The sequence below is a fragment of the Microtetraspora glauca genome (assembly GCF_040656155.1).
Classification (GTDB): domain Bacteria; phylum Actinomycetota; class Actinomycetes; order Streptosporangiales; family Streptosporangiaceae; genus Microtetraspora; species Microtetraspora glauca.
On the sequence record NZ_JBFALK010000020.1, the window covers coordinates 94,122 to 106,064 of the forward strand.

19 protein-coding genes are annotated in these 11,943 nt (G+C 70.8%); 7 read left to right on the top strand and 12 right to left on the bottom strand.

What is annotated here, in order from left to right:
* Positions 1–8 precede the first annotated feature (8 nt).
* The 10 genes from AB0I59_RS31335 to AB0I59_RS31380 are packed head-to-tail and all read right to left on the bottom strand — an operon-like array spanning position 9 to position 5,274.
* Positions 9–320, bottom strand: a complete 312-nt coding sequence (locus tag AB0I59_RS31335; protein WP_061258743.1) for a gas vesicle protein K — start codon at positions 318–320, stop codon at positions 9–11.
* Positions 301–549, bottom strand: a complete 249-nt coding sequence (locus AB0I59_RS31340; protein ID WP_061258744.1) for a gas vesicle protein — start codon at positions 547–549, stop codon at positions 301–303. The genes AB0I59_RS31335 and AB0I59_RS31340 overlap by 20 nt, the downstream gene beginning before the upstream one ends.
* Positions 536–1,339: a GvpL/GvpF family gas vesicle protein gene (locus AB0I59_RS31345; RefSeq protein ID WP_061258745.1), complete on the bottom strand. Its 804-nt coding sequence runs from the start codon at positions 1,337–1,339 to the stop codon at positions 536–538. The genes AB0I59_RS31340 and AB0I59_RS31345 overlap by 14 nt, the downstream gene beginning before the upstream one ends.
* Complete coding sequence (locus tag AB0I59_RS31350; protein ID WP_082777294.1) at positions 1,332–1,760, bottom strand: gas vesicle protein; 429 nt, start codon at positions 1,758–1,760, stop codon at positions 1,332–1,334. The genes AB0I59_RS31345 and AB0I59_RS31350 overlap by 8 nt, the downstream gene beginning before the upstream one ends.
* A complete protein-coding gene (gene gvpO / locus AB0I59_RS31355; protein ID WP_358138595.1) occupies positions 1,757–2,143 on the bottom strand; it encodes a gas vesicle protein GvpO in 387 nt (128 codons plus the stop codon). Before gvpO ends, AB0I59_RS31350 begins: the two co-directional genes overlap by 4 nt.
* A gap of 6 nt (positions 2,144–2,149) precedes the next feature.
* Positions 2,150–2,377, bottom strand: coding sequence for a gas vesicle protein GvpG (locus AB0I59_RS31360; RefSeq protein ID WP_061258746.1), 228 nt, complete (start codon positions 2,375–2,377; stop codon positions 2,150–2,152).
* A gap of 3 nt (positions 2,378–2,380) precedes the next feature.
* Positions 2,381–3,193, bottom strand: a complete 813-nt coding sequence (locus tag AB0I59_RS31365; protein ID WP_061258747.1) for a GvpL/GvpF family gas vesicle protein — start codon at positions 3,191–3,193, stop codon at positions 2,381–2,383.
* A gap of 10 nt (positions 3,194–3,203) precedes the next feature.
* Entirely contained in the window at positions 3,204–3,599 is a 396-nt protein-coding gene (gvpJ, locus tag AB0I59_RS42165; RefSeq protein WP_435831133.1) for a gas vesicle protein GvpJ, read from the bottom strand.
* 20 nt (positions 3,600–3,619) lie between these two features.
* The gene (locus AB0I59_RS31375; protein ID WP_358138598.1) at positions 3,620–4,747 is read right to left on the bottom strand and encodes an SRPBCC family protein; all 1,128 of its coding nucleotides are present in this window, start codon (positions 4,745–4,747) and stop codon (positions 3,620–3,622) included.
* A gap of 5 nt (positions 4,748–4,752) precedes the next feature.
* The gene (locus tag AB0I59_RS31380) at positions 4,753–5,274 is read right to left on the bottom strand and encodes a hypothetical protein (RefSeq protein ID WP_358138600.1); all 522 of its coding nucleotides are present in this window, start codon (positions 5,272–5,274) and stop codon (positions 4,753–4,755) included.
* 382 nt (positions 5,275–5,656) lie between these two features.
* Here AB0I59_RS31380 and AB0I59_RS31385 point away from each other — a divergent pair, with 382 nt between their 5' ends.
* The 6 genes from AB0I59_RS31385 (at position 5,657) to AB0I59_RS31410 (ending at position 8,261) form a co-directional block, all read left to right on the top strand.
* Positions 5,657–6,142 (top strand): Asp23/Gls24 family envelope stress response protein, encoded by a 486-nt coding sequence (locus tag AB0I59_RS31385; RefSeq protein WP_061258751.1) that lies wholly within the window; start codon positions 5,657–5,659, stop codon positions 6,140–6,142.
* Positions 6,139–6,522 (top strand): Asp23/Gls24 family envelope stress response protein, encoded by a 384-nt coding sequence (locus AB0I59_RS31390; protein ID WP_358138602.1) that lies wholly within the window; start codon positions 6,139–6,141, stop codon positions 6,520–6,522. The genes AB0I59_RS31385 and AB0I59_RS31390 overlap by 4 nt, the downstream gene beginning before the upstream one ends.
* Before the next feature lie 7 nt (positions 6,523–6,529).
* Positions 6,530–6,715, top strand: a complete 186-nt coding sequence (locus AB0I59_RS31395) for a hypothetical protein (RefSeq protein ID WP_061258752.1) — start codon at positions 6,530–6,532, stop codon at positions 6,713–6,715.
* Complete coding sequence (locus tag AB0I59_RS31400; protein ID WP_061258753.1) at positions 6,712–7,050, top strand: Asp23/Gls24 family envelope stress response protein; 339 nt, start codon at positions 6,712–6,714, stop codon at positions 7,048–7,050. Before AB0I59_RS31395 ends, AB0I59_RS31400 begins: the two co-directional genes overlap by 4 nt.
* A gap of 115 nt (positions 7,051–7,165) precedes the next feature.
* Positions 7,166–7,657, top strand: coding sequence for a DUF6286 domain-containing protein (locus AB0I59_RS31405; protein ID WP_061258754.1), 492 nt, complete (start codon positions 7,166–7,168; stop codon positions 7,655–7,657).
* Between the two features lie 10 nt (positions 7,658–7,667).
* The gene (locus AB0I59_RS31410) at positions 7,668–8,261 is read left to right on the top strand and encodes an alkaline shock response membrane anchor protein AmaP (protein ID WP_358138605.1); all 594 of its coding nucleotides are present in this window, start codon (positions 7,668–7,670) and stop codon (positions 8,259–8,261) included.
* 7 nt (positions 8,262–8,268) lie between these two features.
* On the opposite strand, the gene AB0I59_RS31415 is transcribed toward AB0I59_RS31410, so the two are convergent.
* The gene (locus AB0I59_RS31415) at positions 8,269–9,516 is read right to left on the bottom strand and encodes a cytochrome P450 (protein ID WP_061258756.1); all 1,248 of its coding nucleotides are present in this window, start codon (positions 9,514–9,516) and stop codon (positions 8,269–8,271) included.
* Positions 9,517–9,555: 39 nt separating this feature from the next.
* Complete coding sequence (locus AB0I59_RS31420; protein ID WP_358138607.1) at positions 9,556–10,893, bottom strand: glutamine synthetase family protein; 1,338 nt, start codon at positions 10,891–10,893, stop codon at positions 9,556–9,558.
* A gap of 180 nt (positions 10,894–11,073) precedes the next feature.
* Between AB0I59_RS31420 and AB0I59_RS31425 the strand changes: the two genes are divergently transcribed.
* Positions 11,074–11,883 carry an acetoacetate decarboxylase family protein gene (locus AB0I59_RS31425; RefSeq protein ID WP_358138609.1) on the top strand — a complete coding sequence of 270 codons (810 nt, stop codon included), beginning with the start codon at positions 11,074–11,076 and terminating at the stop codon, positions 11,881–11,883.
* Positions 11,884–11,943 lie beyond the last annotated feature (60 nt).

The following is an 11,943-nucleotide window of genomic DNA, read 5'->3' on the forward strand; positions in this document are numbered from 1 at the left end:
GTCCCCTCTCAGTCCGTGGGAAGGAGGGTCCCCAGCGGCCCGAGGTCGAGGTTCAGGTCCGCGGGCTCCAGCCCGAACCGCTCGCACAGATCGGTCATCGCCTCTTCGAGACGCATCAGTGTCAGGCCCAGCGTCTCGATCTGCTCGTCGGACAGGTCGCCCTGGTCCATCCGCCGGATGCACTGGCGCTCCACCAGCTGGCGGACGAGCTCGACGAGGGTCAGCACCAGGCGGCTGAGGTCGCGCTCCACCGCCTCGCGGTCCGCCTCGATGCGCAGGCGCGGCGCCCTCGACCGCGGCTCACCTCCAGGCCGGCTCATCGTCGAACCTCACGTTCGTCATGCCCGTCGTCTCCGCGGTGATGGATGTGATCAGCGCGCGCAGGGAGATGCGTACGAGCTCGACGTCGGCGATCGACAGGACCAGATCTCCTGTGATGACGACACCTCCCGCGAGCAGCCGGTCCAGCAGGTCGACGAGCGCCACGCGCTCGGCGGGAATCCGGCCCTCGGCCGCCATCACGGCGCCTCTCGGCTCAGGGGGCGCCATGGCGCGCCTCCTGGTCGTCGGTCAGCTCCGTGAAGGAGTACGGCGGCCAGGGGCCGCTGAGCTCCACGTCCGTCCCCTGCTCGCGAAATCGGGAGACCAGCGCCGCGAAGTCCGGGCCGCGGTTCTCGTCGACGAGGTACGCGCCGTTCAGAACCATCCACTCGTCGCGTCCGGACAACTGCGGGTCCTGAGCCCGGTGCCTGCGGCCCATGACGGCGACATCCAGCAGAGCGGTGTGGACGCGCTCCCCGCGGGCGACCGCGTCGCGCCAGGCCGCCTCACGGTCGCGCAGGCTCGCCTGGCGCCGTTTCAGGTACGCGAGCCCCGGCCGGGCGCCCGCCTCGCCCCCTGTGCCGCCCCCTGCTCCGCCCGAAGCCGCCGACGGCGCGGCGGGATCGACGTACACCTTCACGCCCCATTCGTTCCGGCCGGTCACCCGGGAGAGCGCCTCGGCGAAGTCCGCGCCCCGCCGGCGCAGCAGATCGCGCACCTGCTCGTCCCCGCTGTACACGGTCACGAGCCGGACGGGGGCGGTCGGGCCGGTCGCGGCCACCGCCGCCACGACGCCGTGGTGCGCCCGAGCGGTCTCCCCCAGCCAGTCCAGCTCCTCCATCGAACGGCGCAGCGGCTCCTCCCCGAACTGGTCCAAGGGGACGGTGCTCACGTAGGCGAGCAGGCCGCCTTCCGCGATCACCCGGACCGGCGCGCCGCCCACGCCCGTCAGCCCGCCGGGAGGGCGCCGCCCCCCGTCCCCGGCGACCGCGTAGAGGTAGGTGCCGACGTCAGCCACGGTCGTCTCCGCGTCTGCGCTGTTCGGGCGGGCGGTGCCGTTCGGACCGGCGCTCCTCGACGACCTCGCCCTGGATCTCGTCCGAGCCGCCGAGCGCCAGCCGCTCCTCCACCGCCGCGAGGCGCGCGCGCAGCCGGCGGTTCTCGTTCTCCAGCTCACGGTCGCCGCCGGTGAGCCACGGGTCGTGCTCCCACCAGTCGATGCCGAGCTCACGAGCCGTGTCCACCGAGGCGATCAGCAGCCTCAGCTTGATCGTCAGCAGCTCGATGTCCAGCAGGTTCACGCGGATGTCCCCGGCGATGACGACGCCCCGGTCGAGGACGCGTTCCAGGATGTCGCCGAGGTTCGCGGCCTCACGTTGCCGCGGCACCGCCCCGTACGTGTCGCGGAGCACGGGCCGGGCGTGTGTCGGATCGGTCATCTCGGAACGCCCTCACCATCGTCGATCATGCCGCGCCGGTAGCGCCGCACCCTCCGGTAGGACAGCAGGTCCCCGTCGCCGTCCATCTCGGCCTCGTACAGCGCCAGCATGTCCCCCGACGAAGGGACGCGGCGGTCCTCGACGACCTCGACGTGCACGACCCAGCCCTCTCCCATGGGCTCCACAAGGGTGACCGCCTCGGTCTCCTTGGCGGTCAGCCGGGAGATCAGGCGCAGGCCGGTCTCTCCCGCCGTCGCGGCGGTGAGCGTTCCCGGGTGCGGTTCGGCCCGCTGCTCGGGGACCCGCCGCTCGTCGTCCCTGGGCACCACGTGCACGGCGTCCGGCGGCGCGGCGCGCTCGATGTGTCTGCGACCCGGAGGCACGGTCGGTCACCTCCCTCCGCTCATCCTGCGCACGACCTGTTCGATCGCCAGGGCCTCCTCCTCCGCGGAGATCCGTCCGGCGGCCCTGGCCTCCGCTATCTCCTCCAGCTCACGCCGGGCGATCGCCGGGTCGTGGAGCTCGCGCTCGGCCTGCTCCTGTATCACCTCGCCGAGCTTGATGACCCCGCGAAGCGGCAGCAGCGGCCAGCCGAAAAGGAGCTCTCCCAGTCCCACGGGTCAGCCTCCTCGCTCTTTCGGCACCACGAAGTCGTACGGCGCCAGCGGACCGAGCAGGCGCAGTTCGACCTGCCCCGCCCAGTCGCCTCCCACCTCGTCCAGTGCCTGCCGCAGCTCGGCCTGTCGGCCGGTCTCCATGAGGAGGGCGAGGTGCACGGCGTCCCGTTCGTGGGACGGCTCGCGCACGAACGCGGCGGCGGCGAGCGGGCTGAGACGCTCGGCCAGCGCCTGCGTGTCCGCGTCGCGTTTGGCGGCGATCGCCTGCGAGACGATCTCACCCAGCCGGATGCGGGCGTCCCGGGTGGCGTCCTCCGGCCGGCCGCGGATCTCCTCGCGCAGGCGCCGCGCCTCCGGGTTCGCGTCCAGGATCTCCGTGAGCACGGCCTGCTCGACGTAACGGCCCTTGACGACGTACTCCGCGCGCCCCTCGAGCTCCCGCAGCGCGGCGAGGAACTCCTCCTCGTACGGCGAGAGCAGCTCCTCCACGACGGCCTCGGAACTCGCCATCACCGCGCCGAACCGGAACGGCAGGACGGGCACCTCCGCCGCGGTGGCGTCGAGCAACGCCTCGTGGGCCAGCAGATCGGCCGACGTGCCGAGCGGGCGCTCCAGGTCCACGTCGCTCACCAGGGCGGCGACCGGGCCGTGCCGTACGAGCCTGATCCGCCGGGGTGGGTCGCCCACCCCCGTGGCCTCGGGGTTCACCACCACGTCGGCCGGAACCACTCCGTAGACGTAGCAGCTCTCTCCCTGCGCGAGTCCCTCGGCAGGGCCGGGCGTCGTGCCCTGTGAAGCCTGGGTCGATGTCGACATTCCGGTCCCCTCACCGCCGCCGGGGCGCGTCTGAGCGCTCGACGGTCTCTCCGCTGACGAGGTCGTGCAGTTTCTCCCCGGCGGCTTCCAACGCCCCCTGGGCCACGCCCTTCGCCTTGTCGGTGATCGCCCCCTGCTTCGCGTCGTGAACCAGCTCGGGCAGTCCCTCCTGCTGGCCGGCGATGTCCAGCCGGTTGACCGCGTCCGCGAAGCGCAGATAGGTGTCCACACTGGCGATGACGGCCCGGGCGTCGATCGTGAGCACCTCGATGCCGACGAGTGACACGCGGACATAGGCGTCGATCACGAGCCCCTTGTCGAGGATCGTGTCGATCACATCGGCCAGGCCCGTCGCCGACGGGCGCTCGATGCCCCCGCCACCGGACGCCTGCGTGGCTATCGTCACTTTGATCCCTCCTCGGCGCTTCAGCCTCTGTGCCGGCCGTGCGTCCTCAGCGACATGCGGCGCGGAGCCGCGTGCACGGGCCCCTCCTCCTCGGTGGGTCGACGCTGCACGGGAGGCCGATGCTCCCGCAGCCGGGCTTCCTCCGTCGGCGTGCGCTCTTCCGGACGCTCCGCGGTGGGCTCGGCGGTGGGCTCGGCGGCGGCCTCCTCGACAGGCTCCCCGGCCTCCCCGGTAGGCTCCTCCGCCTCCTCCGCCCGCTCCTCCTTGAGCGCGGCCTCCTGATCCTTCACGACGCGGCCCTCATGGATCTCGCCGCGCCATCCCTTGACCTCGTCGGGGTGCAGCAGGTCCTGCGTCATGACGTGGCGGCGGAAGTGCTTCAACTCCAGCCGCGCGCGGCGGCCCTGGGCCCGCCAGATGTTGCCGGTGCGCTCGAACATGCCCTGCGGGTGGTACTCCAGCACGAGGAGGACCCTCGTGAGCTCGGGCGCGAGCTCGTGGAAGGTCACCGCGCCGTCGACGTAGCCCTTCGCTCCCTTGGAGCGCCAGATGATCCGTTTATCCGGCACCTGCTCCAGGATCTTCGACTCCCAGGTCCGGTGCGACCAGAAGACCTGGGCCTTCCAGTCGAGCTTCTCGTCCGCCTTCTGCTCGACGGTCTCGACCTTCTTCATGAAGCCGGGGAAGTCCTGGAACTGCGTCCACTGGTCGTAGACCACGCGCAAGGGAGCGCCGACGTCGATGGACTCGACGATGGTGGTGAATCGCAGCTTCTTCGGCTTTCCGCCGCCCTTGCCGGGGAGCGCCGCCTTCAACTTCTGCTTGATCTTCTCCTTGGCGAAGGTCATCATCCCCGCCACCGCGGGTGACGGCCCGTCGCCCGAGCGTCCGGTCACCGCGCTCAGCAGTCCCGAGCCCTCGTTCTCGACGTAGCCGGTGAGCCGCCCCGCGAGTCCCTCGACCTTCCCGGCCGCGGACGTCAGGAGCCGCTGTCCGGCCGCCGACGCGAGGTTCCGCATCTCCTTGTTGAGCCGGCTCATGGGCTCATGGACGGCACCCGACAAAGTGCCAGAAACCGCCCCCTTGACCGTCTCCTGGGCCTTTTCCTGGGCCTTGCGGCCCTTCTTCAGTCCCTCGGTCACCGACATCGGGCTCACCTCCGCGCACGGGTGACGGGCGGGGTGGCGCGTTCGCGCCCGGGCGGCTCCTTGGCGGGCCCCCTCGCGGGTTCGGCCTCGCGCTCCTCCTCGCCGGTTTCGTCGTACTCGCCGTATTCGACGTACTCCTCCTCGGCCGGCCGGCGCGTCCGCGGTACGGTCGGCTCCTCCGCCCGCTCCTCGCCGCGCGGTACGCCCGGACGCCGCAGCGCCTCGGCCCGCTCGTGGAGCCGGTCGCTCAGCGAGTCGATCTGCCGGCTGGTCGCCGCGACCGCCGCCGCCTTGCCGACCTCGATCAGGTCACCCCGGACACGTTCGGTGAGCTCCTCGAGTTCCGGCGAGGAGCCGAGCGCCTTGATGCCCTGCTGCAGCAGGCCGCCCTCCCCCGACTTCGCCTTCGGCTTGAACCGTTTCGCCGCTCCGGCCAGGGCGAGGCCGGCGGCCATGCGCAGCTTGTGACGCCGTCCGAGGTAGTAGCCCACCGCGACGGCCAGTGCCATCTGCAGTCTGTCCTTCATTTGGCGCCCCTTCCTCCGGGCGTCCGCTCGTCTGGCGGCGGGATATGGCCGTCGGATGGGGAGGCGCCTCAGGAGCTGGCCTCTGGTTCTTGAGGGAGACGTAACTACCGAGCGCCCCCTCCCCTAAGGCGGGATACGGAAACCCGGATAGCGAAGCATCGGACAAACTTGACGTCCGCCAAACTGGGCGGAATCACGGTTCTGCCTCCGGGCCGAACAGCCGGCACGTCGGGCACCGTGACCCGCCTTGACGGAATCGATGCGCATCCATGGCCCAACCTCGCCCCGGCCCCAATAGTTCTGCGCCTCAAAGGGGGTAACTGACGACATAGGTACCAAAAAGCAACAAGGCCGCTAGAAAAGGTCAAGGCGGGGGATTCACATGACCGAGACCAATGCGCCAACGGTTCAGGGCGTACCGGGACAGAGGGAGGGCACTCCCGGCCAGGCGACCATGGGCGGTGGCACCAGCCTGGTGACCGACCGGGGCCGTACCACCATCTCCGAGGACGTCGTCGCGAAGATCTCGGGCGTGGCCGCCAGAGAGATCTCCGGGGTCCATGACTTCGGCACCGGCCCGGCCCGCGCGATGGGGGCGCTCAAGGGCAGGCTCGGCGCCGAGAACGGCGTCACTCGCGGCATCTCCGTGGAGGTCGGCGAGCGCCAGGCCGCGGTGGACATCGACCTGGTCGTGGACTACGGCGTGGCCATCCCGGACCTCGCCTCGGCCGTACGCGACAACGTGATCTCCGCGGTCGGGCAGATGTGCGGGCTGGAGGTGACCGAGGTCAACGTCACGGTCGACGACGTCTACCTGCCGTCACAGGAGGGGGGCGCCGGCTCGGGGGAAGGAGCACGGGTCCGATGAGCGCGAGCGAGGGCCTGCCGGCCCCCGGTAACGCTCTGGCGGACCCGACGCCTCCCGACCCGGCTCCCGATCCGGCTCCCGGCCCGCCTCTGACGGGCGCGGACGTCAAGCGGATCGCCGAGCGAGCGGCCTCCTGCCCGGACGTCGTGGCACTCTCCGGTGGCCCGTTCGGAACGGTCGCCGCCTACCTTCCCGGCGAGACGGTCCCAGGGATCTCCGTACGGGAGACAGAGATCGAGATCCACGCGACCGTCCGGTACGGAAGGCCGATACCCGAGATCGCGGCCGAGATCCGCGACGCCGTCGCCCCTCTGACGGGCGGCAGACATGTGAACGTGACGGTCGACGACGTCACCGGCACGGAACAACCAGGAAGGTGAGATCAACATGAACCAGTTCCCCGTTTGGTCGGTCATCGGACTCGCCTTCGGCACGGTCCTCGGGATCGTCGGCGCCTTCGGCGGGCTCAACGCCTTCCTCATCGTGCTGGTCCTCGGGGTGGTCGGCTTCTTCGTCGGCCTCGTCCTCGAGGGCGGCGTCCAGATGCCGACGCTCCGGGCACGGCGGCAATGACCACCGAGCGTGCGGGCGTGGCCGGGCACGGCGCCACCACGGTCACCGGCCGCGCGTTCACGAAGATCGCGACGGAGGTGGCCGCGGACGACGACCGGCTCGCGGAGCGGCCGCAGGTGACGGCATCCGTCAGCGGAGCCGTCGCCGCGGTCCGGCTCGGCCTCGCCGTGCGTTACCCGGCCTCCGTTCCGCAGGTCGCGGCGGACGTACGGGAGCGGCTCAGAAGCCGCGTGCACGCCCTGACCGGCATCACCGTGGAGAACGTCGACATCGACATAGTCCGGCTCGTACCGGGACCGAGGAGTGGCCATGACGACTCCCCGCACGGGGTCTGAACCTTTTGAGACCCCCCGACCACCTGAGACCCCCCGACCGCCCGTCCGCGCGTCCGCGCGTGGCCGGGGCGCGGCGCGGTTCTTCCGTACCAGGCGGAAGGTCCCCGCCGCCATCATGGCGATCATCCTGCTGGCGATCGGGGTGCTGACCGCGATCGAGACGATCTCGGCGCTGTTCGGCCACCCCGCGAAGATCGTGCCGTACAGCCAGGTGGCGGACTTGGCCCGCGCCGCGACCTGGCAGGACAACGCCGTCATGGCGTGCGCCGGAGCCCTGGGGATCATCGGGCTGGTGCTTTTGCTGATCGGGCTGGCCCCCGGACGCCCCCGGCTGGTGCCGCTGCGCAGCGGCGATCCCGACATGATCATCGGGATGCCGCGGCGCATGCTGGCCCGGGTGCTCGGCGCGGTCGCCGGCCAGGTCGACGGGGTGCGGCGAGTCCGGGCGAAAGTACGCGGACGGCGGGTGACCGTACACGCGGGCAGCGACCTGCGTGACATGTCCGCGCTGCGTGACCGGGTGGAGGCCGCCGTGGACGACGAGCTGGCCAAGCTCGCGCCGGTCGGCCGGTACACGGTGCGGACCAAGGTGAGCGGACCAAGGTGAGGGGTGTCTCATGAGACGAGGAAAGGCGTTCGGCCGGGGCATCGCGTGGGGCAATCGCACCGGCCTGGCCCTGCTCGGCCTCCTCCTCTTCGCGGCCGGCGGCGCCGCCCTGGCACGCGGCCTGGGCGTGTTCGGCGCGGACGCGGCCAGGCAGCCGTTGTTGCCCGGCTTCGTCACCGCCTTCGCCCGCTCCACCTCCTGGTTCTGGCCGGTCGTGGCGATCGGGGGCGTCGTGCTCGCGCTCATCGGGCTGAGCTGGTTGCTCGCCCTGCTCCGTCTCGACCGGTTGCGGCGGATCCGTCTGGAGTCCGGTCCTTCCGGTATCACCGAGATCGGCGGCAGGCAGGCGGGTGAGGCACTGGCCGGGCAGGTGAGCGGCTATCAGGGCGTGCGGCGGGCCAAGGCCACGCTGCGCGGGAAGCCCGACGCCCCCGCCCTGGACCTGCGCGTGATCTCACAGGACCCCGCGAACCCGGACGCCCTGATCGCCCGGCTGCACGACGAGGCGGTCCCCGACCTGCGCGCCGCGCTCGGCGTACGCCGCCTGCCCGCTCTGGTCAGGCTGGACTTCACCACCCGCAAGCGGACCCGCGAGGTTCGCTGAGCTCCCGTCAGGCGAGCGTGACGGTGACCGGGAGCTCCTTGATGCCGTTGACGAAGTTGGAGCGGACCCGGCGGATGTCCCCGGCGAGCCGGATGTCGGCGAGGCGCGGCAGCAGCTCCTCGAACATGATCCGGATCTCCAGGCGGGCGAGCGCGTTGCCGAGGCAGAAGTGCGGGCTGCCCTTGCCGAAGGTGATGTGGTCGTTGTCCTGACGGGTCACATCGAAGGTGTAGGGCGACTCGAAGGCCCGCTCGTCGCGGTTGCCGGAGGCGAACCACATGACGACCTTGTCGCCTTCGGCGATCTTCTGCCCGTGGATCTCCACGTCCCGGGTCGCCGTACGGCGGAAGTGGTAGACCGGGGAGGCCCAGCGGAGGAACTCCTCCACCGCGTTCGGCATCAGCGAGAGGTCCTGCCGGAGCTTCTCCGCCTGCTCGGGGTGCTCGATCAGCGCGCGCATCGTGTGCGAGATCGCGTGCCGGGTGGTCTCGTTCCCGGCCACCACGAGCAGCAGGAAGTAGTTGTCGAAGTCGGTCGGCGAGAGCGCCACACCGTCGGCGGGGGTCTCGTTGACCAGCTTGCTGACGAGGTCGGTGCCGTCGCCGCCGCGCCGCTGCCTGGCCAGCTCGCGGCCGTACTCGAAGACCTCGAGGGAGGCGGGGCTGCGGAACGGCAGGTCCCGGTACTTCTCGCTCTCCGCGCTGTGCAGCAGCACGTCGGCGTAGTCGGGGTCGGTGTTGCCGATGATGCGGTTGCCCCAGTCGATGAGCTGCTGGGTGTCGTCCGCCGGCACGTCGAGCATCTTCGCCAGGACGTTGATCGGGAAGTCGGCGGAGACCTCCTTCACGAAGTCGAACGTGCCCTTGGCGAGCGCGGCGTCCAGGGTCCGGGCGGTGAGCCCGCGCAGGAAGACCTCGTACCCGGCGACGGCCCTTGGGGTGAACTCGCGCTGCAGGATGCGGCGCAGCACGCTGTGCCGGGGGCCGTCGGTCTCCAGGATGGAGCGGCGGATGGTGGCCTGCCGGTCGTCGACCTCCTCGAGGTTGGTGAACTTCATCGAGGTGAAGGTCGCCGCGTCACGGTCCACGCGCACGATGTCGGCGTGGCGGGTGAGCGACCAGAAACCGCTGCCGTGCTCGCCCTCGTCCTGCCAGTGCACCGGGGCCTGTTCGCGCAGCACGTCGAACATGCGCCACGGGGTGTCGCCGTCGAGGAACTTGTCGTTGTCCGCCAGGTCGACGTCTTCCAGGCGCATTGGGTCCTCCAGAAAGGGGTTGGTGAGAAGTGCGGGTGACTAGAGGTGGTAGGCGTACTCGCGGAACTCCCAGTCGGTGATGAACTGGGAGAAGCGCTCGACCTCGTTGCGCTTGTAGGCGAGGTAGGCGGCGGTGAACTCCTTGCCGAGCACCTCGCTCAGCGCCGTGTCGGCGCCGAGGGCGTCCAGCGCGACGGGCAGCGACATCGGCAGTACGGGGGCCTTGCTGGTGTCGTAGCCGTAGCCCGACAGCGGGGCGGGCGGCTCCACGCGGTCGCGGATGCCGAGGTAGACGGCGGCGAGCAGGCCCGCGATGGCGATGTAGGGGTTGGCCGAGGCGTCGCCGAGCCGCACCTCCAAGCGGGCGCCGGCGCCGCGCTCCGGCGGCACCCGCAGCATGGCGCTGCGGTTGTCCAGGCCCCAGTCGATCAGCCAGGGGGCGAGTGTGTCGGGCCCGAACCGCTTGTAGGAGTTGATCGTCGGGTTGAGCAGGGCGGCGAGCGCGGGCGCGTGCGCGAGGATTCCCCCGATGGCGTACCTGGCGCTCTCCGACAGCCCGTACGCCCCGGAGGGGTCGTCGAAGACGTTGCGGCCGCTCTCGTCCACGCACGAGAGGTGGATGTGGAAGCCGGAGCCGCCCTCGTCGTTGAACGGCTTGGCCATGAAGGTCGCCAGCAGGCCGTCGCGGCGGGCCAGCTCCTTGATGGCGGACTTGAAGCGGAACGCCCGGTCGGCCGCGTCGACCGCCTCGGAGTGGTGCAGGTTGATCTCGAACTGGCCGCCGGAGAACTCGTGGTTGCCCATGGTGACGCCGAGGTCCATCCCGCGCAGCGTGCGGAGGGTGCGCAGCACGTGCGAGCCCTTGTCGCCCTTGGCGCCGACGACGTAGACGTTGCCGGGCGCGTCGTCGTACCGCTTCCAGCCGGCGCCGTCGGGCTCCATCAGGAAGTACTCCAGCTCGGGGCCGACCACGCCGGTCAGCCCGAGCTCGGCCAGCCGGGCGGCGGCGGCGCGGACCACCTCGCGCGGCGATTCGGGGAACGCCTCTCCGGTGGCCGGGTTGACCGCGTCGCCGAGACAGTACGCCACGCCGGGCTCCCAGGACAGCGGGACGAGCGTGGACAGGTCGGGATGGATCGAGATGTCGGGGAGGCCCTCGTCGAGGCCGCCGGGCACCGGGACGACGTCGCCCTGGGGCGAGGTGTAGTAGACCGCGCGGCAGAACGCCACGCCGCTCTCGCACACGTCGGGGAGCCGCTCCACGAGCACGTCCTTGCCGCGGTCGGTGCCGATGAGGTCGGGATAGCCGATACGGACGACGTCGACGCCCTGCTCCTTCAGGCGCTGGACGGTCCGTTCCGCGGATTCCGTACTCACGTGGCCTCCTCGATAGTGCCAGGACATGGGGGGTTCATTTGGGTGCAAACAATACGCGCGAAACCGGCGGACAACAAGAGCCCACCAATCGAAGATATCCAGGGGTTGCTCGTGACAACCCGCAGCTCAGCACATATCGTATGGACCCAAATGAACTGTCGTGACCCTCAAGGAGGCACCGTGGCGAAGCTGCGCGGTTTCTACACGCCCAAGACCGCGACCGGCCGGTCCTCGCTGGTTCCCAGCCCGCCCTGGTACTACTCCGGCGACCTGCTCACCGTGGAGTACCGCACCGATCCCGCCAAGGTGGCCGCGCTACTCCCCGATCATCTCTCGCTCGCCGACGAGGACCCCGGAGCGGTGGCCGTGATCTGGGCGGACTGGCAGTCGTGCTCCGGCGGGCAGGAGGAGCTCCTCGACCCCGTCCGGTCGCAGTACAAGGAGTGCTTCGTGGTGGTGCGCTGCTCCCACCAGGGGCAGACCTACTCCCGCTGCGTCTACATCTGGGTGGACAAGGACTTCGCCATCGCCCGCGGCGCGCACCAGGGCTATCCGAAGAAGCTCGGCTCCATCCACATGACCCGCCCGCACCCGTTCGGCCAGGCCGCGCCGCGGATCGGGGAAGGGGGCGTCTTCGGCGCCACGCTCGCCGCCGCCGACCGGCGGCTCGCCCAGGCCGTCGTACGGCTGCGCGAGCCCAGCGAGACCAACGGGTTCGTCAACGGCCACCCGATGGCCCACAACCGCTGGCTGCCGTCCATCGAGCCGGGCAAGGGGCTGGCCCTGGACGAGCTGATCGTCACGGCCGGGGCGTCCTTCGAGGGCGGCCAGGCGTGGACCGGCGACGCGGAGATCGAGCTGTTCGACGCGCCCACCGAGGAGCTGGCGGACCTCACCGTGGACGAGGTCATCGGCGGCTACTACCGCCAGGTCGGCGTCGTCTGGAACGGCGGCACCCTGCTCGAGTCGGGCACCTCCGGCGCGGAGTAGTCGCCCGTTGACATGAAGGGTTGGCATGAATAAGGAGGGCCGGGATTCCCCGGCCCTCCT